We start from the raw sequence: 19,271 nt of genomic DNA, 5'->3' as shown, positions 1-19,271 counted from the left end.
AGATTCGCTAAAGTAAGAAATTTGGACGAAAATGTCTCCTAATTGTATTTGCTATTAACTTTATTTTATATTAGTATATACAGTATAACTTAATAAAAGCTACAGATAAGGGAAGCAGGTTTGAGCCCTGCACGGTCCCGCCGCTGTGTTGGAGGAGTTCTCCATATAATCCACTGGTATATTAACTGGGAAGGAATGGAGAGTGTTGATGCCTTAGTCAGAATACCTGTCTGTATGCTTACACTGTTAACTCTACGAGTGATAGGGGGTGTGTTTATTTGAAATCCGGATGGAATTATGCCCTTTAAACACAAAACGTTTAAAGGGCTTTTGTATTTAAAGAGTAAAAATATGTAATGTTAGGAGATACTAGAAAATGAAAAGAAATTTGAAAATCTTATCTTTGATATTAGCAGTGATTTTTATAACCGGAATCTTGGGGGCATGTAATAACAATGCAAATCAGCAGGCACAGGAAACCACTCCGGTAATTAATACAAGCACTAAAACCGAAAAATTTCCTCTGACATTGGAGGATTCAAAGGGCACAAAGGTAACTATTAAGGCAAAGCCGGAGAAAATAGTAAGTTTGCCCCTTGGTACTTGTGAAATGCTTATGTCTATGATAGATAAAAGCAGAATTGCCGCTTTGACTTATTATGTAGACGATGCCAATGTTTCCAATATTGCGGCTGAAGCTAAGGGAGTAGGGAAGAGAACTGAGACCAATGCGGAAAAAATAATTGCATTGCAGCCGGATCTTGTTCTTATGGATAGTATGTCAGATGCAAATGTCATTAAGCAGCTAAGAGATGCAAATATAACAGTGTTTATGCTAAATATACCATCAAATATTGATGAGGTGAAAGAAAACCTTGAAATTTTGGGAAAAATTGTAGGTGAGGAAGCCAAAGCACAAGAAATAATTGAATGGATAAATCAAAAGCTAAAGGTTATATCCGATAAAATTGAGCAAATTAACGATGACCAGAAACAAACTGTACTTGATTACAGTGAAATGAGTAGCACAAGTGGTAAGGGGACTAATTTTGATGACATTGTTACAAGAGCCGGGCTTATAAACCCAGTATCAAGGGATGGACTTGAAGGATGGCCTGAGTTGTCTAAGGAAATGATAATAAAGTATAACCCCCAGATTATTATTCTGCCGTCCTGGTATTATGATACTAAGATTAACTTTGATTCTTTGAGTGAAAAAATAAAGGCTGATAAGGCACTTGCTGATATAAACGCAGTAAAGAATAATAAAATTATTTCAATACCCTATAATCATATTTCATCAACATCTCAATACGCTGTACTGGCAGTGGAGGATATAGCAAAGGTTGCCTATCCGGAACTGTTTAAGTAATCCGGAGGAAACATGAAAAATACTAAAATCAAAAAAAACCTGACAAATATAGGAATTATACCGGGAATGCTGATTCTTCTGCTGATTGTAATGGTTGCGGGAACAGCAATAGGAGCTGTGAATGTACCTTTCTTCGATACCTTTAAAATCATTTTGAAAAATATCGGTATTTTAAAAAATGCAACATTTGCTGAAGGACAAGAACCTATAATTTTTCTTGTTAGGTTTCCAAGAGTGTTGGTAGCTGCACTTGCAGGGACAGCCCTTGCTTCATCCGGTGCAGTTATGCAGGGAATGTTCAGAAATCCCATGGCAGACCCGGGATTATTGGGAATATCCAGTGGTTCCGGTTTAGGAGCTGTTCTAGCTATAAAGTTAGGGTTAACTGCTGTAAGCATGTATTTTATGCCGATGTTTGCATTTACGGGAGCATTTGTTGCGATATTTGTAATTTACATACTGTCCTACAAAAAAGGTAAGGTACCTGTACTTACACTTATGCTTTCTGGAATTGCGGTGAGTACTTTTATAGGAGCAATAACAAATATTATATTAACTCTATCCTACGATTATCAGGTTAAAGAGTTTCTTTTCTGGTCTACAGGAGGCCTTGATGGCAGACGTTGGGAACACGTACAGTTGGTAGTGGTTCCAATTATTCTAAGTGTTACACTTATGTTTGTTTTTTCAAGGGACTTAAATGTTCTCATGTTGGGAGAAGAGGAAGCAAAGTCTGTAGGCTTGAGTTCAGGGAAAATACGAACCGTACTGCTGGTATTGGTCTCCATTGCCACAGCAAGTGCAGTTTGCGTAAGCGGAGCCATAAGTTTTGTGGGGCTGATTGTTCCTCACATAATGAGACTTCTGGTTGGTCCCAATTATAAAAAGCTGTTGCCTGCCAGCAGTATCGGAGGGGCTATTTTTCTTGTGGCTTGTGATCTTGTAGCACGTGTGGTAGTTGTTCCGTATGAGATTGGAGTAGGAATAATTACAGCATTAGTGGGAGCTCCTTATTTCCTTTACCTTTTGCTAAGAAGCAAAAAGGAAGGGGGGACGGTAATCTAATATGGATAACATTATTGAAATACAAAACCTCAGTTATGAGATTAATAATAAAAGAATCCTTGATAACATTTCCCTGAAAGTAAAACAAGGAGAGTTTGTTGGTCTAATAGGTCCCAACGGTGCAGGTAAAACCACACTGCTCAAAAGTTTGAACGGCATTTATAAAGCAGAAGGTACTGTAAAGGTCCAAGGAATATGGATAAATCATATAAGTAACAAAAGCCTTGCCGAAAAGGTTGCTTTGATGCATCAGAATACCCAAATAGATTTTCCATTCTCTGCAAGGGAAGTAGTACTTATGGGAAGGTATCCTTATCTTAAGAGACTGCAAAGAGAGAGTAAAGAGGATTATAAGATTGCAAGAAAAAACATGGAGTATACAGACACTGAAAAGCTAGAAGATTTTGCAATAAATGAGATGTCAGGAGGGGAAAGGCAGAGAGTACTTTTTGCCAAAACCTTGACACAGGAAACAGATGTCATACTTCTGGATGAACCTACTGCAAGTCTGGATATAACATATCAGGAACAGATATTCAAATATTCAAGGGACTTGTCTGATCAAGGAAAAACCGTATTAGCGGCAATCCATGACCTTAAAATTGCAGCGAAATACTGTACAAGACTTATTCTTATGAATGGCGGACAGGTTGTTGCAGATGGAAGTCCTGAGGATGTACTTACCTCCCTGAATTTGTCAAGAGTATATGGTGTAAATGCACTAGTTTACAAAAATAGAATAACAGGTTTGTTGGATATTTACATTCATAAGATTAATGAAAAAAACAAATCAGTAAGGTTTCACGTAATAGGCGGAGGTGGAACAGCCGGAAGTGTAATAAGACAGCTCTACGAACAAGGGTATTATATATCGGCAGGGGTTTTTTCTCAGGGCGACAGTGATATAGCATCAGCAGAAGTGTTTGGTATAGACTATCTTATGGAAAAGCCTTTCACCTGCATTTCCGATGAACTTTTCAATGAGAATATTGCATATATAAAGAATTCTCATACAACAATACTCTGCAATATGCCTTTGGGATTGCAAAATATGAGAAATCTGGAGGCTGCGGAGCAGGCGGAAAAGCTTGTTATAATTGAGGACGATCCGCCTGAGACCAGAGATTTTACAGACGGTAAAGCTACAGAAATATACAACCGCCTTAAAAAAAGGGCGGTTGCAGTAATAAATTCTTCCAGACTGCATGAGGTGCTTTAGAGAGAGAACGTATTCGATTTATATTTCCTCAAAGGTCATACAGTCTACGTAGTAATCATTAAAATCCTTACTGTTGGAAAGCTCTGTGTAATTAATGGATTTACTTATTTCCTGTGCCGCAGACAATAGGGACTTGTTGTTAAGAACATCTATAGCTCCCTGGGCTGCGGCGTTTCCCACAGATACTATGCGGCCTTCCAGTTCTTTTGGGATAAGGCCGATTTTTAATGCACTGTCAATATTAATATAGCTTCCGAAGCCACCTGCTAAATACACCTTCATAATATCATCAAAACTAATTCCGGCATTTTTGACAAGTACTCTTATTCCGGCAGCTATAGCAGATTTAGCATTCTGAATTTCACGAATGTCACGCTGGGTAAGAAGTATTTCACTGCCGGAAAGGGTTTCACTTGCTTTGCATAGTACAAAAGCAGTAACTCCGTCCACGGAAACAATTCTGTCACAAAGAGGTTCCTGCTCGGGAGAATCCGGCCTCCATGTCAAATCTATTCTTCCTGTATCGTCAACTATCCCAACTTCAAGAAGCTCTGCCAGAAGGTCAACAACACCTGTACCGCATAGTCCCATTGGTTTTGTATGCCCAATAGTGGTATATGATATTCCATGTTTTAAAGACACGCTGTTAATGGCACCAGTGACACTTCCCATGCCATTTTTTATATTTGCTCCCTCAAAAGCAGGACCTGCCGCTGCCGAACAGGCGTACATGCCGTTTTTGCCTCCAAGAACAATTTCTCCGTTGGTTCCTATATCAATTAACAGAGAAGCAGAAGTCTGCTGATGCATACCCACAGCCAGTACTGCTCCCACTGTATCTGCACCCACATATGCCGATACCCCGGGCAGAATATAAGCAGTGCCATTAGGATTAATATCTATGGATAATTCTCTGGCCCTTACCTTTACAGTGGAGGTGAAAACCGGAACAAAGGGTGCATAGGCAATATTTGACGGATTTACTTTAAGCAGCAGATGCAGCATAGTTGTGTTTCCCGCAAATGTTATTGCATAAATATCAATTGCAGAAATTCCTGTTTGTTTACATAAAATTGAAATAGATACATTTAATGACTGAATAAGCAAACTATTAAGATGTTCCAATCCATGTTGGTTTTCCATAATATAACTAATACGTGATATTACATCTGCACCAAATGCCTTTTGGGGATTTAGCAAGGAAGTAACTGAGACCTTGTTACCGGTAGTTAAGTCTACCAAGTAAGCAGCAATGGTGGTTGTTCCAATGTCTACAGCCACTCCGTACAAAGTATTTGCAGTATTTCCTGACTCCACTGCCACTATATTCAATGAGTCTTTTAAAAGGGTTACTTCAAAATTATTTTTTCTAATAGCATGGGGAATATTTCTTAAAAGCCCCAAATCGTTTATCTCAAGGGGATTATTGTTACATTCTCCATGCATTAATCTAATAAAATCTGAGGCAGAATTGTCAAGTGACGGTTTTTCAAGAACTTTACAAACCTTTGTAACCAGCGGATTTAGTTCATTATTTATCTGAATGCTTTCTGTAGCTATATTTGCAGAAAGATCATTACTGTCTATAGAAATTTCAATATCTGAGTGAATATTGTATCGGCAAGCCAATCTGTAGCCGTTTTCAAGAGCTTTTGTGCCAAGGAGTTTTATTTCTTCTTCTGTAGCTTGATTGCTGGTACCTTGGATAAGTTTTACTTTGCATTTACCACAAGTTCCATTCCCATTGCAGGGAGAATCAATATAATACTCATTTTCCCGGAGAAGTTCAAGTAAATTTTTGCCCTTGTCTGCCATATATACTTTTGTATTGTCTTTATTTCTGACCGTTACACTAAACATCCCGATTATCTCCTTCGACTGTTATTATGTCATTGTCATTAGACGGGGAAATTTTTGCGCCCGGCGGAACTATGAGAACTTCATTCTCATTAAATCTGCCATTTAACATATTTTCCAAAAGACTGGGATTACCGGGGACTTCAAAGAAATCCCAATTTAAAAAATCAGCAGCAGAGCGTGCCGCTGACCTGTAAAATTCATTGTTGTTTAAGCAATTCCATGAAATAAAACCGGCATTATTGTATTCTTTCATCCAGCTTTTATCCATTTCCATAAGATATTCGGCATTTTCTTCACCGTATTTCTGAATGTATTCCCTTTGGAGAGTCGTGTATTTAAGTTCCCCAGGCTGCCAGCCCCGTTCAATCCATCCAGCTGAGAACCAGTAAGTTCCGGGTTTCTGTCTGAATAAATCCATATACTTTTCCTTGGAGCCTAAAAGCAGGGTGATGCAGTCATGAGCTCTGGGGACTACCATGGGCAGCCGTTGGCTGCTTATTCCCGTAATTCCGTTACTGCAAAGTCCATAGCACACAATTATATAATCATAATCAGGACAGGTATCAAAGTAGTTATATGGAAAACCTTCATTTGCCTTGTCAATTTCATACTGAAGGCGTTTATTCAACTCATCAGGGGTATCGTGCAACCCTTGATGAACAAAGGTTACATCGGTATAATGCTCTGATTGACTGGCAAGATAGGATATTTCTCTGTTTAGTACATCACAAGCTATAACTTTTAGTCGAAGCAATTAATTTCACCCTTTACATTCAAACATACGCTAGGTTTGTACTGTTTACAATCATATAGGAAATGTTAAGCTTTCGCAGATTTGCATGCTTTAACAGCTTCCTCAGCAGCTGAAGCAGCATCCGGTGTATATATATCTGCTGCAATCTTATCGCAATAGCTTTGATTAACAGGGGCCCCGCCAATCATAATAGTCACTTTTTCTCTGATGCCGGCAGCTTTGGCAGCATTAACAACCATTTCCATTTCAGGCATAGTTGTTGTAAGTAAAGTAGAACAACATATTATTTGAGCATTTTCCTGAATTGCCATATCAATAAATTTCTGTGCAGGTACATTTACCCCTAAATCAACAACTTCCAAACCTCTTCCTTCCAGCATCATCTTAACCAAATTTTTACCGATGTCATGAAGATCACCAAATACTGTTCCTATAACAACCTTTCCTACAGCCTTTGCACCGCTGGAAACAAGAAGTGGTTTGAGAATATCGGTACCGGCATTCATAGCTCTTGCAGCTATCAGTACATCAGGAACGTAAATTTCATCATTTTTAAACTTTTCACCAATAACAGACATTCCATCCAACAAGCCGCTATTTAAAATTTCAGTAGCTGATAAACCTTCGTCAATAGCTTTTTGAACTAATTCTTTGACAACTTTGGCTTTGCCTGACTGCAATGCTTGAGAAATTTCATTTAATATACTCAATTGAATAACCTCACTTTACTATTCATTAGCCATTGCTAAAATTATCAATAACTATGTCATATATTATACAAAAAAAGTATAAATATTCAAATCATTATTATTCGATAATATTCTGACATTATATAAATGATTTTTGTAACAAATTACCTTAATTCATTAACTTTAAAGATTGTTAAAAAAAAATCAAAAAAACATTGACAATTAATTAACAAAGAGTTACAACTTAATTGTTAAATAATTAACATTGTAAATAAGAGCTTAAGGATGAAATGTTAAAAAAGCAACAAATTATAAACATTTAGTTGGTGGTTTAGAATTAAATCAATTTTTGAATTCAAGAAAATGGAGGGTGACTTATTATGGCTAAGAAAAATTTGGTAGTAAATAGTGTAGACACTCTGCTGGAAAAGCTAGCAGAGGTAAAGAAGGCCCAGCAAGAATATTCAACATTCACACAGGAACAGGTTGACAAAATATTTCTAGCTGCTTCACTTGCTGCTAATAAAAAGAGAATTCCTCTTGCTAAAATGGCTTATGCTGAAACAGGAATGGGTATTGTAGAAGATAAAGTAATAAAAAACCATTATGCAGCAGAATACATTTACAATGCATATAAGGACACACAAACCTGCGGTGTTATTGAACGTGATGAAGCTTTCGGAATAACAAAGATAGCTGAACCTTTAGGTGTTGTGGCAGCTATAGTACCATCCACAAACCCAACTTCTACCGCTATTTTTAAGGCACTTATCGCATTGAAAACAAGAAATGGAATTATATTCTCACCACATCCAAAAGCAAAGAAATGTACTATTGAGGCAGCAAATATTATATTGGAAGCAGCTGTTGCAGCAGGTGCACCAAAGGGAATCATCGGTTGGATTGATGAGCCTACAATAGAGCTTTCCGAAAGAGTTATGAAGGAAGCGGATATAATACTTGCTACAGGCGGACCAGGTATGGTTAAGGCTGCATACTCATCAGGAAAGCCGGCGATAGGTGTTGGACCAGGTAACGTACCTGCAATAATTGATGAAAGTGCAGATATTAAGACTGCAGTAAGCTCGGTTATTGTTTCTAAAACATTTGACAATGGTATGATTTGTGCTTCTGAGCAGTCAGTAATTGTTTTAGATAATATATATAATGAAGTTAAAAAAGAGTTTGTTCTCAGAGGCGCATACATGCTTAATAAGGAAGAAACTCAAAAGGTAAGAGAAATTATATTAATTAACGGTGCATTAAATGCTAAAATCGCTGGTCAGTCAGCTCATACTATTGCAAAAATGGCAGGTATAGATGTCCCGGCAGAAACAAAGATATTGGTAGGAGAAGTTGAGTCACTAGAATTATCAGAAGCTTTCGCACATGAAAAACTTTCACCGGTACTTGCTATGTACAAGGCCAAAAGCTTTGATGATGCTTTATTAAAGGCTGAAAAACTTATAGCAGATGGAGGTTTTGGTCACACTGCTTCATTATATATTGATACTGTAAACTGCAAGGATAAACTTGATAAATTCACTGCAAGAATGAAGACTTGCAGAATTGTTATAAATACACCATCTGCACAGGGAGGAATCGGGGACCTCTACAACTTTAAACTTGCTCCGTCACTTACCCTTGGCTGCGGTTCATGGGGCGGTAACTCCGTATCAGAAAATGTCGGAGTAAAGCATCTGCTTAATATTAAGACTGTTGCCGAGAGGAGAGAGAATATGCTGTGGTTCAGAGCACCTGAAAAAGTTTATTTTAAGAAAGGATGCCTTGGTGTTGCATTAAGAGAACTCAAGACAGAGCTGAATAAGCAAAGAGCATTCATAGTTACAGACTCATTCCTTTACAACAACGGATATACTAAAGCTGTAACAAATCTTTTGGACGATATGAATATCAAGCATCATACTTTCTTTGACGTAGCTCCAGACCCAACTCTCGCTTGTGCAAAGCTTGGTGCCGCAGCAATGAGAGATTTTAAACCTGATGTCATCATAGCAATAGGTGGAGGTTCTGCAATGGATGCAGGTAAAATCATGTGGACAATGTATGAACATCCTGAAGTTGATTTCCAAGACCTTGCAATGAGATTTATGGATATTAGAAAAAGAGTATACACATTCCCTAAGATGGGTGAGAAGGCATACTTTGTTGCTATCCCAACATCAGCAGGAACAGGTTCAGAGGTAACACCATTTGCAGTTATTACCGATGAACAGTCAGGTGTTAAGTATCCTCTTGCTGATTACCAACTCATGCCTAAGATGGCTATTGTTGATGCAGATCTTATGATGAACATGCCAAAGGGTTTAACAGCAGCTTCTGGTATAGATGCCTTGACACATGCTCTTGAAGCATATGCTTCAATGCTTTCAACAGATTATACAAAGGGGCTTGCATTGCAAGCAACAAAGAGTATTTTTGAATACTTGCCTTCAGCATATGAAAATGGTGCAAAAGATCCTATAGCAAGAGAAAAGATGGCTGATGCATCGACAATGGCTGGTATGGCATTTGCAAACTCATTCCTTGGTGTTTGCCACTCAATGGCTCACAAGCTGGGAGCATTCCACCACCTGCCTCACGGTGTGGCAAATGCACTGCTTATTACAGAAGTAATGAAATTTAACATAGCTGAAGCTCCTGCAAAGATGGGTGCATTCTCACAGTACAAGTATCCTGAAATACTCAAGAGATATGCAGAAATAGCATCTTTTATAGGGATTACAGGTTCCAGTGATGAAGATAAATTCAAAAAGCTTATAACCAAAATAGATGAATTAAAAGCAAAAATAGGATTGCCTAGGACTATCAAGGAGGCAGGTGTGAATGAGGAAAAATTCCTTGCAAACTTGGATGAAATGGTTGAACAGGCATTCGATGATCAGTGCACAGGTGCCAACCCAAGATATCCGCTCTTAAGCGAAATCAAGGATATGTACCTTAAAGCTTACTACGGCAAGTAAAAAACATCCTTATAAATTACTTGGTGAGCCGCATAATAAATGCCATATGAAGTTGGCATGGTTATGCGGCTTATTTTTGACAGTTTTTTTAATAATAATGATGTAAAATCACTATAGATATAGGTACATATTTTGTATTTGAAGTATGAATTAAAGGGTATAAATATATATTGAATATTCATACATGAAGTATTTCATAAAGGAGGATTTTACCAGATGAGTTTTAATTATTTTATTCCGTCTAGAATACTTTTTGGTAAGGGACAGCTCTCAAATCTTCACAGTCAGCGCTTACCAGGTAAAAAGGCTTTGATTGTCACATCAGCCGGAACGTCTATGAAAAAACACGGTTATCTTAAAAGGGTGGAAGAGGAGCTAAAAAAGGCAAATGTAGAATTCATTATATTTGATAAAATCTTGCCCAATCCCATAAAACCACATGTTATGGAAGGAGCAAAGCTTGCAAGAGAAAATGGCTGCGACTTTGTTATTGGTCTTGGAGGCGGCAGCAGTATTGATTCTGCAAAATCTATTGCTGTAATGGCTTCAAACGAAGGTGATTATTGGGATTATGTAGGTGGTGGCTCTGGTAAAGGTAAGCCGGTTCCTGTTGATCCGCTGCCTGTGGTGGCTATTACAACTACTGCCGGTACAGGTACGGAAGCTGATCCTTGGACAGTTATAACCAATGACGAGACCAATGAAAAAATCGGTTTTGGCTATGATAAGACTTTTCCTGTTCTATCTATAGTTGACCCTGACCTGATGATGACAGTTCCTGCACATCTTACAGCCTATCAGGGCTTTGATGCACTTTTCCATAGCACAGAGGGATATATAAATGTAGTTGCAAATGAAATGAGTGACATCTATGCCCTAAAGAGTATAGAGCTCATAGGTAAATATCTTTCAAAGGCAGTAAAGGACGGTTCCAGCGAAGAGGCACGTGAAAAGGTTGCTTTGGCAAATACACTTGCGGGAATGGTTGAATCCACCTCAGGCTGTACTTCAGAACATTCATTGGAACATGCCATGAGCGCATTGCATCCTGATTTACCCCATGGAGCAGGACTTATTATGGTAAGCAGGGAGTACTATACGTTTTTTGCTAAATCAGGCGCTTGCAATCAGCGAATGATTGACATGGCTGTAGCTCTGGGCAAAAAAGATGCAAAGGATCCTATGGACTTTGTGACAGCATTAGTAGAGCTTCAAAAAGCTTGCGGAGTAGATGATTTAAAAATGTCTGAATACGGTATTAAGCTTAGTGAAATGGAAGATTTAGCAAAGAATGCAAGACATACAATGGGAGGTTTGTTTGCTTGTGACCCTGTGAAGCTTACCGATAAAGATGTTGTTGAAATCTATACCAAATCATATAAGTAATTTGCAGATATTATATAACAACAAGCCGTATAATCAATGTCAACATTAAGTGGCATGGTTATGCGGCTTGTTTTTTGACTTTGTTAAAAATTAAACTTGACCCTGAAATTCCAGTGTTATAAAGTATTCAATATGATATTTAGTTATATACGGTTAATTTATTAGTGGGGTGATTTTATTTTTATCAATAAAAAGATTAATTGGGAAAAGACTACTTTTTGGTTTGTTTTTGCAACATTGGTATTATCAACGATTTTTTCACTTATAAATGTTATTACTGCACCTTCAAAGCCCGTTGCGGGACAAGCCTTTGTAAAGCTGAGAAGCGACTATGTCCTTATGCTGATTCAGTGTATTATGGGAATGATTATTATGTTCCTTCCTTCAATTATTGAGAGAAAATGGAAAATTAATATTCCCGGTTTTATGCATATAGTTTTTGTATTTTTTCTGTATGCAGCTATATACCTTGGTGAGGTTAGAAGTTTCTATTACAAGATACCCCACTGGGATACTGTTCTTCACACTTTCAGCGGTGCAATGATAGGCGCGCTTGGATTTTCAATTGTAAAGCTTTTGAATGATTCCGATAAAGTACAGATAAATCTGAGCCCATTATTTGTAGCGGTTTTTGCCTTTTCATTTGCATTGGCAATAGGTGCATTATGGGAGATATATGAGTTTGCCTTTGATAAGCTACTGGGCCTTAATATGCAGAAATTTGCTCATGAAGACGGAAGTTTGATGATGGGAAGGGATGCCCTGGCAGATACTATGAAGGATTTAATAGTTGATTCATTAGGGGCCCTTGCTACAAGTATTGTCGGATATATTTCACTCAAATTTAAAAAAGGCTGGCTGGAAAAGTTCGAAGTAACCAGAAGCCATAAAGTAAATATGTAGGTACAAGTGGTAAGTAGTAAAATAAATTTATCTTTTTAACCAGTACTTAAAATATAAATTGTATCAATGGAAGCTTGGTTAAAGATATTTGCAGTTTTTTGTCGGCGAAGCAAGGAGATTTTACCGGAACACCTACACGATGTAGGTGTTAGCGATACCATGAATCATGGATGATGAATGTGAGCGACGGTAAAATATCCTAAGATGAGCCGCTAGAAACTCTTGCAAATATCTAGGAAGCAATCATTGATATAATTTTATACGGGAGTACCTTCGTTAAAACAGAGAAATTATTATATATTAAAGAAAATACCCCGGATACTTCTCCTTCAGTATATCTGCATGTTCCAGTCCGTTGTAATGATGCTTTTTGAGTAATGTATTACAGCCTTTTTTATCGCCTTCTTCTATTTTGCTCATAATGTCAAAATGCTCTTGAAATACTCTGTTCAGCATTTCAGGTTCATACATTGTCAAAAGCCTAAATCTGTTGTAGTGAATTCTGGTTGTACTTATAATGTCCCAGATTACTTCATGGTTTACAGACTTAAAAATTACCTTGTGAAAATCATTGTCAAGTTCTAAAAATTCTTCTATATTGCCGCTATTTTCAACCAAGTCTTTCTGTAAAAGTATGTTCTTTTTTATTTCTGCGGGTAAATTCTTCATTCCACTGTCAATTATTTCACCTGCAATCTGACATTCCAAAAGGTTTCTCATATAAACGCTTTCCTTTACATAGGAAAGGTCTACTAGTGATACAAAGGTTCCCCTCTGAGGATATATATTAATGAGCTTTTCGTAGGACAGCCGTATAAATACTTCTCTTACAGGGGTTCTGCTGACATTCAGCAGTTCTGATATTTCTGTCTCACTAATCATTTGACCGGGTTTATAATCTAGATTTAGTATTTTATTTTTAACTTCCATATAAATTACTTCTTTAAGTGGAAGTACATTTCTTTGAAATCTATTCATGATACGCTCCTATACATGCAAAAACTTTTAATAAATTCTTGTTCAATTTTAGCACAGTAAGTACAACATTTACAATTTACAGTAGTATGCTTTTATCTGAACTTAGTGGTAATGGGCTACTTTATTTAGTGGATTGACACTTAACTTGTATACTAGTATATTAATATATAAGATGAAGTTATTCAATAATTCTTGTGAGGTAATATTATGGATAAGAATGAAGTGTTGAAAAAGATTTGCGATTGTGGTGTTGTGGCAGTTGTCAGGGCTGATAGCTCTGAACAGGCTATGAAAATAGCCGACTCCTGTGTAGAGGCAGGAATCAGTGCCATTGAAATAACCTTTACGGTAAATGGTGCACTGGACGTAATTAAAAAGCTGGCAGAGTCCAACAAGGACAATAAGATTTTAATCGGAGCAGGTACTATTCTTGATCCTGAGACAGCCAGAGCAGCTATTCTTGCAGGTGCTCAGTTTATTGTAAGTCCTTGCCTGAACAAAGAGGTTGTTAAGGTTTGCAACAGATATCAGATAGCCTGTATGCCTGGAGCAATGACTGTTAAAGAGGCTGTTGAGTGCATGGAAGCAGGTGCTGACATTGTAAAGGTATTTCCGGGAGAACTTTTTGGGCCAGCTATTATTAAGGCATTTAAAGGCCCATTACCTCAGATAAAACTCATGCCTACTGGAGGAGTAAACCTTGAAAATGCAGCAGAATGGATAAAAGCAGGAAGTGTTGCAGTAGGAGTTGGGGGAAATTTAACTGCTGGAGCTAAAAAGGGCGACTACGAGTCAATTGTTACAATAGGAAAGCAATTTATTGAAAAGGTAAAGCAGGCTAGGGCCTGAGAGTTATTCTAAAGAGCAAATAAGGAGGCTGTTATGTCTATTCTGAATTTAAAACCTGAAGGAAGTTATACATATGATTGTATTTCTCTGGGAGAAGTAATGTTGAGACTTGATCCGGGGGATGGAAGGATAAGAAACAGCAGAGAATTCAAAGCTTGGGAAGGCGGAGGAGAATACAATGTATCCCGTGGGCTTCGCAAGTGCTTTGGAATGAAATGTGCCGTTGTTACTGCTTTTGCCGATAATGATATTGGAAAACTCATTGAAGATTTGATTTTACAGGGTGGAGTTGATACCTCTCTGATTAAATGGATACCTTTTGACGGTATAGGTAGGGCTGTAAGAAACGGTTTGAATTTTACTGAAAAAGGTTTTGGAATAAGAGCAGCTCTTGGAGTTTCAGACAGGGCGAATACTGCGGCATCACAATTGAAGGTGGGGGACATAGATTGGGAATATATATTCGGTAAACTGGGGACAAGATGGTTTCACACAGGTGGAATTTTTGCTGCATTGTCTGAAACTACGCCAGAGGTGGTCATTGAGGCTGTAAAGACTGCAAAGAAGTGTAATACCATCGTTTCCTATGATTTAAATTACAGACCATCTCTCTGGAATTACATTGGAGGAAGTAAAAAGGCCCAGGAAGTAAACAAGGAAATTGCAAAGTATATAGATGTTATGATTGGAAACGAAGAGGACTTTACTCAATGTTTGGGCTTTGAAGTTGAAGGTAATGATAAAAACCTCAAAGAACTTGATATAGAAGGCTACAAGAAAATGATAGACAGGGTTGTCCGAGAATACCCGAATTTGAAAGCGGTTGCAACTACGTTGAGAGGAGTAAAAACTGCTACTGTTAATGACTGGCGTGCGATATGCTGGGCTGATGGTACCATTTACAAGTCCATTGAATTCCCGGGACTTGAGATTTATGACAGGGTAGGGGGAGGAGACAGTTTTGCTTCAGGATTGGTTTATGGCTTGATGACAACAGGAGATGCACAAAAAGCTGTAAACTATGGCGTTGCCCATGGGGCACTTGCAATGACTACCCCCGGGGATACTTCCATGGCAAGCCTTAAAGAAGTTGAAAGTGTTATGAAAGGGCAAAGTGCCAGAGTGGTAAGATAATTGAATTATGTTTTACGGTACAGGTCATATAAAAATAAATCTGCAAAAATATGTTGATATAAGAAAGTTTGACAAGCTTATAGCAAATGCTTTGCTTAAGTAGCTTATAAATGGGTTGGCACAAAACAGAAGTTTCTCTATTTTAACACCTGTACTCCCGTATAAAATTGTATCAATGATTGCTTCCAAGATATTTGCAGTAGTTTCTAGCGGCTCATCATATGATACTTTACCGTCGCTCACATTCATTGTCCATGATTCATTGTGTCGCTAAAACCTACATCGTGTAGGTTTTCCGGTAAAATATCCTTGATTCGCCGATAAACATTTGCAAATATCTTTAACCAAGCTTCCATTGATACAATTTATACTCTTTAAGTACAGGTTAAAAAAAGATGAAAATTATTGTGACAACCCATTTGCTTTGCTATTCTTTATAATCTCCTCTGTCAACAACAAGCTGGTAGCCGATTTTCTGCATTCGGTTTTGAAGGCAGAACCTACATTCTGCTGCTTCCTCTCCTGTGCATATCTTGTTGTCATACAGAGCATATTTTTTCCTGACAGAAACAGGTGAAAGGTTAGGCATTACAACATTTGCCCCTGCCAGAATACCCATTTCCCGGCCCTTAGAATCAATGGTTCCCAAGGCAGTAGTTGCAGGTATAAGAGCTTTGGGGTTCATAAGCCTTAATATTCCTATAAGTAAAAGTGTGAGTTCCAGACTGCCTTGCTTTTCATTTAAAAACCTTGTGTCTTTATGTGGTATGAAAGGCCCTATTCCAATCATGTGGGGCTTAAATTCCTTTATAAATAATAAGTCCTCCGCTATATTATCCATAGTTTGGAAAGGTGAGCCTACCATAAAGCCTGTTCCTACCTGAAACCCGATTTCTTTTAGATTATACAGACATTGCTTTCTATAAGCCAAGGAGAGTTCTTTGGGATGAAGCTTGTTGTAATGCTCGTCCGTTGCCGTTTCATGACGAAGCAGATAGCGGTCAGCTCCGGCTTCAAAAAAATTCTTGTAGTCCTCATAGCTGTGTTCACCGATAGAAAGAGTTATAGCACAGTCTGAGTATGCTGATTTAATGCTTTTTATTATTTCAACAACCTTGTCCGCTGTATAATATCCATCCTCACCGCCTTGTAAAACGAAGGTTCTGAAACCAAGTTCATAGCCTGTTTCACAGCATGAGAGGATTTCTTCCGTACTTAATCTGTATCTGTCTGCATTTTTATTACTTCTGCTGATGCCGCAGTAATAGCAATCATTTTTACAAAAATTGGTAAATTCTATTAAGCCTCTTGTATAAATGGAGTTACCAAAATGGCTTCTGGAAACAAATCGTGCTTTTTCAAAGAGATATTTGCTTATGTCTGCATTGAAATTGTTTAGTATTAAAAGCAGCTCACTTCTTTCAAGTCCTTGAGTTTCATAAAGTTTATCAATTAATTCTTTCATTAAAAGGCCTCCTGAAAATTTTAACAACGATATAATATATATACCACCATTTGAGCTATTTAAAATATGCTTCCACAGTATTTATTATAGTCTCAACATCGGCTAAAGCACCTTTTCCAAGGTCTCCGCAGGCCAGAATAGCTTCTTTGGGCTCAATAAATCTGTAGCCGAGTTCTGAAAGAATACTGATATTTCGCTGAACAATGGGGTTATTATACATGTTGGTGTTCATGGCAGGACAAATGTATACAGGCACTTTGTTCATTGCCATTACTACTGTTGTCAGCATGTCATCAGCGATACCTGATGCAATTTTACCTATGATGTTAGCACTGGCCGGTGCAATCAGACACAAGTCAGCTTTCTTTGCAAGTGATATGTGCTTTATTTCTTTTGGTGTAATCTCCTCAAACATATTCCAGTAAACCTTGTTTTTGGTCAGGGATTGAAAGGTTAGGGGAGTGATAAATTCCATTGCACTTTTTGTCATAATAACGTCAACGTTGTAACCTCGTTTGGTCAGTATGTTTGCTATGTCGGCTGCTTTGTAGGCTGCGATACTTCCGGTTACTCCGAGTATAATATTTTTCATGTTAACCCCTCCCTTTGGCTAAAGTAATTTTAATAGAATGAGAAACTATTGCATCTGCTATCTGTGACTTTGTTTGACATGTAAGGTACGACTTATCCTTGAAAATCAGGTGTCCCCTATGACTGTCATTAGTAATCTGGCTCATATCATTTGCCAGTACCATTTCACAATTATTTTTCTCGAGCAGGCTGTAACCGATGTCTATTAACTCTTCTTCTGCCGCATTGCTCAAAAGCTTGAAGCCTACGAGGGTTGTTTCAGGCTGAAGTTTTTTTATCATTCCGATGATTTTAGGAGTCTTTTTCAGAGTTATTATAAGGTTGTTTATATTGGAACTTAGCTTATTTTCGTTATTAATTGCTGAATTACAGAATACATAGTCGGTTATGTTTTCAGCAAGGTCTTTAGGATGCAGTGCTGCCATGTTTTCCGGATTCTCCAGAAAATAGTTTTCAATGGATTTACAAATGCTGTCCTTTGTTGTAACAAAATCAACACCATAGTCGCTTACTGCCATGGAATGAACTACTATATCAACCTTGTGACTTGAAAGGATTTCCTCCAATGTTGATGCAAGCTGTGCTACACTTTCTATCCTTATTATACTTACTTTATTTGATGAAGGTATAACTGCATTTTGTCCGCAGACATAGAAAATCTTTTCTATAGACCCTGTGCTCAAAAAAGCATCTGCTATTGCAGTTCCTAATCTTCCGGTGGAATTGTTTGAAATAGCTCTTACGTCATCAATTTTTTCAATTGTTCCACCTGCCGTAATCAACACAACCAATATGCTCACATCCCAACTATTTACTGTCTTTTTCTGTACTTATTGAATATACTTTAACATTTATAATGCGTTATTTCAATGGTGGCAGTATAATCAAAACCAGACAAAAGGCAGATAAAAGCTTTTTACAGCTTTCATCTGCCTTTTGCCTAGTGATTTTAATTTATTAGGCTTATTATTAGGAGAATAAAGGTGTTGACAGATATCTTTCGCCAGTATCGGGAAGTAGAACTACTATTGTCTTCCCTGCATTTTCAGGACGTTTTGCAAGCTCAGTTGCAGCCCAAAGTGCTGCACCTGATGAAATACCTACTAAAAGGCCTTCTGCCTTTGATAGCTCTCTACCTGCTGCAAAAGCATTATCGTTTTCAACTGCAATTATTTCATCATAAATCTTTGTGTTCAAAGTATCAGGAACAAAACCTGCACCAATGCCCTGAATCTTGTGGGCACCAGCAGTTCCTTTTGAAAGTACAGGAGAGCTTGCAGGCTCAACTGCAACTACTTTTACATTTGGGTTCTGTGATTTCAAGTACTCACCTGTTCCGGTTATTGTTCCGCCTGTGCCTATTCCGGCAACAAATATATCAACTTTTCCGTCTGTGTCTTCCCAGATTTCAGGGCCGGTAGTAGCCTTGTGGATAGCAGGGTTTGCTGGATTCACAAACTGACCCGGAATAAAGCTATTTGGAGTAGTTGCTGCCAGTTCTTCAGCTTTTGCAATTGCACCTTTCATACCCTTTGCACCTTCGGTTAATACAAGCTCTGCACCATATGCTTTTAATAGATTTCTACGCTCAATACTCATTGTTTCAGGCATGGTAAGAATAATTCTATATCCTCTTGCCGCAGCAACTGATGCAAGGCCAATTCCTGTGTTTCCGCTGGTAGGCTCAATTATTACGGAGCCCTCTTTTAAAATACCCTTTGCTTCGGCATCATCAATCATAGCTTTTGCTATTCTATCTTTAACGCTTCCTGCTGGATTGAAATATTCCAGTTTTGCAATAATAGTTGCATTTAAGTTGTGTGCTTTTTCGTAGTTTGATAATTCCAAAAGTGGAGTTTTTCCAATGAGATCAGTAAGACTTTTGTATATTTTTGCCATGTTTAATACGCTCCTTTTATATTAGATGTAAATATCGGTGAGTAATTCATATGTGAGTCAGGTAAATTATTACATACATTTCTTATATAATTAGTATGTATTAATTATATTCCCCATATTTTC

At 37.8% G+C, this 19,271-nt stretch carries 17 protein-coding genes and 1 riboswitch; of the genes, 8 read left to right on the top strand and 9 right to left on the bottom strand.

From position 1 onward, the window contains the following. The first annotated feature begins 64 nt into the window (after nt 1-64). Nucleotides 65-248, top strand: a riboswitch (cobalamin riboswitch). A 128-nt stretch (nt 249-376) separates the two neighbouring features. The 3 genes from K412_RS0107015 to K412_RS0107005 are packed head-to-tail and all read left to right on the top strand — an operon-like array spanning nt 377 to nt 3,656. After that, the gene (locus K412_RS0107015; RefSeq protein WP_024832439.1) at nt 377-1,372 is read left to right on the top strand and encodes an ABC transporter substrate-binding protein; all 996 of its coding nucleotides are present in this window, start codon (nt 377-379) and stop codon (nt 1,370-1,372) included. A 12-nt stretch (nt 1,373-1,384) separates the two neighbouring features. Further along, nucleotides 1,385-2,437 carry a FecCD family ABC transporter permease gene (locus K412_RS0107010; RefSeq protein ID WP_024832438.1) on the top strand — a complete coding sequence of 351 codons (1,053 nt, stop codon included), beginning with the start codon at nt 1,385-1,387 and terminating at the stop codon, nt 2,435-2,437. Between the two features lies 1 nt (nt 2,438). Then, nucleotides 2,439-3,656 carry an ABC transporter ATP-binding protein gene (locus K412_RS0107005; protein ID WP_024832437.1) on the top strand — a complete coding sequence of 406 codons (1,218 nt, stop codon included), beginning with the start codon at nt 2,439-2,441 and terminating at the stop codon, nt 3,654-3,656. Between the two features lie 18 nt (nt 3,657-3,674). Here K412_RS0107005 and K412_RS0107000 read toward each other — a convergent pair whose 3' ends face one another. The 3 genes from K412_RS0107000 to K412_RS0106990 form a co-directional block, all read right to left on the bottom strand. Beyond that, nucleotides 3,675-5,516 carry an ASKHA domain-containing protein gene (locus K412_RS0107000; protein ID WP_024832436.1) on the bottom strand — a complete coding sequence of 614 codons (1,842 nt, stop codon included), beginning with the start codon at nt 5,514-5,516 and terminating at the stop codon, nt 3,675-3,677. After that, nucleotides 5,509-6,270 (bottom strand): DUF1638 domain-containing protein, encoded by a 762-nt coding sequence (locus K412_RS0106995; protein ID WP_024832435.1) that lies wholly within the window; start codon nt 6,268-6,270, stop codon nt 5,509-5,511. Before K412_RS0106995 ends, K412_RS0107000 begins: the two co-directional genes overlap by 8 nt. 65 nt (nt 6,271-6,335) lie before the next feature. After that, complete coding sequence (locus tag K412_RS0106990; protein WP_024832434.1) at nt 6,336-6,980, bottom strand: cobalamin B12-binding domain-containing protein; 645 nt, start codon at nt 6,978-6,980, stop codon at nt 6,336-6,338. Nucleotides 6,981-7,339: 359 nt separating this feature from the next. On the opposite strand from K412_RS0106990, the gene adhE reads away from it, so the two are divergent. From adhE to K412_RS0106975, 3 genes are all read left to right on the top strand, one after another. Next, nucleotides 7,340-9,943 carry a bifunctional acetaldehyde-CoA/alcohol dehydrogenase gene (gene adhE / locus K412_RS0106985; protein WP_024832433.1) on the top strand — a complete coding sequence of 868 codons (2,604 nt, stop codon included), beginning with the start codon at nt 7,340-7,342 and terminating at the stop codon, nt 9,941-9,943. 216 nt (nt 9,944-10,159) lie between these two features. Then, entirely contained in the window at nt 10,160-11,329 is a 1,170-nt protein-coding gene (locus K412_RS0106980) for an iron-containing alcohol dehydrogenase (protein ID WP_024832432.1), read from the top strand. 237 nt (nt 11,330-11,566) lie between these two features. After that, entirely contained in the window at nt 11,567-12,232 is a 666-nt protein-coding gene (locus K412_RS0106975; RefSeq protein WP_479691912.1) for a DUF2238 domain-containing protein, read from the top strand. 300 nt (nt 12,233-12,532) lie between these two features. On the opposite strand, the gene K412_RS0106970 is transcribed toward K412_RS0106975, so the two are convergent. Further along, nucleotides 12,533-13,210 carry a GntR family transcriptional regulator gene (locus tag K412_RS0106970; protein ID WP_024832430.1) on the bottom strand — a complete coding sequence of 226 codons (678 nt, stop codon included), beginning with the start codon at nt 13,208-13,210 and terminating at the stop codon, nt 12,533-12,535. A gap of 207 nt (nt 13,211-13,417) precedes the next feature. Between K412_RS0106970 and K412_RS0106965 the strand changes: the two genes are divergently transcribed. After that, on the top strand, nt 13,418-14,059 hold the full coding sequence (locus K412_RS0106965) for a bifunctional 2-keto-4-hydroxyglutarate aldolase/2-keto-3-deoxy-6-phosphogluconate aldolase (protein ID WP_024832429.1): 642 nt from the start codon (nt 13,418-13,420) through the stop codon (nt 14,057-14,059). Between the two features lie 33 nt (nt 14,060-14,092). Then, a complete protein-coding gene (locus tag K412_RS0106960; protein WP_024832428.1) occupies nt 14,093-15,193 on the top strand; it encodes a sugar kinase in 1,101 nt (366 codons plus the stop codon). A gap of 24 nt (nt 15,194-15,217) precedes the next feature. Here the strand turns inward: K412_RS0106960 and K412_RS22485 are convergent, their stop codons facing one another. From K412_RS22485 to cysK, 5 genes are all read right to left on the bottom strand, one after another. Further along, nucleotides 15,218-15,436, bottom strand: coding sequence for a hypothetical protein (locus tag K412_RS22485; RefSeq protein ID WP_173585594.1), 219 nt, complete (start codon nt 15,434-15,436; stop codon nt 15,218-15,220). Between the two features lie 184 nt (nt 15,437-15,620). Beyond that, nucleotides 15,621-16,658, bottom strand: a complete 1,038-nt coding sequence (hydE, locus tag K412_RS0106950; RefSeq protein ID WP_024832426.1) for a [FeFe] hydrogenase H-cluster radical SAM maturase HydE — start codon at nt 16,656-16,658, stop codon at nt 15,621-15,623. Nucleotides 16,659-16,713: 55 nt separating this feature from the next. After that, nucleotides 16,714-17,250 (bottom strand): bifunctional phosphopantothenoylcysteine decarboxylase/phosphopantothenate--cysteine ligase CoaBC, encoded by a 537-nt coding sequence (gene coaBC / locus K412_RS0106945; RefSeq protein WP_024832425.1) that lies wholly within the window; start codon nt 17,248-17,250, stop codon nt 16,714-16,716. A gap of 1 nt (nt 17,251) precedes the next feature. Continuing rightward, the gene (locus tag K412_RS0106940) at nt 17,252-18,034 is read right to left on the bottom strand and encodes a phosphopantothenate--cysteine ligase (RefSeq protein ID WP_242835677.1); all 783 of its coding nucleotides are present in this window, start codon (nt 18,032-18,034) and stop codon (nt 17,252-17,254) included. Between the two features lie 184 nt (nt 18,035-18,218). Next, complete coding sequence (gene cysK, locus K412_RS0106935; protein ID WP_024832423.1) at nt 18,219-19,148, bottom strand: cysteine synthase A; 930 nt, start codon at nt 19,146-19,148, stop codon at nt 18,219-18,221. Nucleotides 19,149-19,271: the final 123 nt, after the last annotated feature.

The organism is Ruminiclostridium josui JCM 17888 (assembly GCF_000526495.1).
Taxonomy (GTDB): domain Bacteria; phylum Bacillota; class Clostridia; order Acetivibrionales; family DSM-1351; genus Ruminiclostridium; species Ruminiclostridium josui.
Note: the sequence above shows the minus strand (reverse complement) of the source record. Positions and strands in the feature narration are given on the sequence as shown.

Bases quoted from the DNA above. Each gene is read 5' to 3' on its own strand.
- cysK (WP_024832423.1), bottom strand. From the start codon at position 19,148: ATGGCAAAAATATACAAAAGTCTTACTGATCTCATTGGAAAAACTCCA.
- coaBC (WP_024832425.1), bottom strand. From the start codon at position 17,250: ATGAAAAATATTATACTCGGAGTAACCGGAAGTATCGCAGCCTACAAA.
- hydE (WP_024832426.1), bottom strand. From the start codon at position 16,658: ATGAAAGAATTAATTGATAAACTTTATGAAACTCAAGGACTTGAAAGA.
- adhE (WP_024832433.1), top strand. From the start codon at position 7,340: ATGGCTAAGAAAAATTTGGTAGTAAATAGTGTAGACACTCTGCTGGAA.
- K412_RS0107005 (WP_024832437.1), top strand. From the start codon at position 2,439: ATGGATAACATTATTGAAATACAAAACCTCAGTTATGAGATTAATAAT.
- K412_RS0106965 (WP_024832429.1), top strand. From the start codon at position 13,418: ATGGATAAGAATGAAGTGTTGAAAAAGATTTGCGATTGTGGTGTTGTG.
- K412_RS0107015 (WP_024832439.1), top strand. From the start codon at position 377: ATGAAAAGAAATTTGAAAATCTTATCTTTGATATTAGCAGTGATTTTT.
- K412_RS0106980 (WP_024832432.1), top strand. From the start codon at position 10,160: ATGAGTTTTAATTATTTTATTCCGTCTAGAATACTTTTTGGTAAGGGA.
- K412_RS0107000 (WP_024832436.1), bottom strand. From the start codon at position 5,516: ATGTTTAGTGTAACGGTCAGAAATAAAGACAATACAAAAGTATATATG.
- K412_RS0106960 (WP_024832428.1), top strand. From the start codon at position 14,093: ATGTCTATTCTGAATTTAAAACCTGAAGGAAGTTATACATATGATTGT.
- K412_RS0107010 (WP_024832438.1), top strand. From the start codon at position 1,385: ATGAAAAATACTAAAATCAAAAAAAACCTGACAAATATAGGAATTATA.
- K412_RS0106970 (WP_024832430.1), bottom strand. From the start codon at position 13,210: ATGAATAGATTTCAAAGAAATGTACTTCCACTTAAAGAAGTAATTTAT.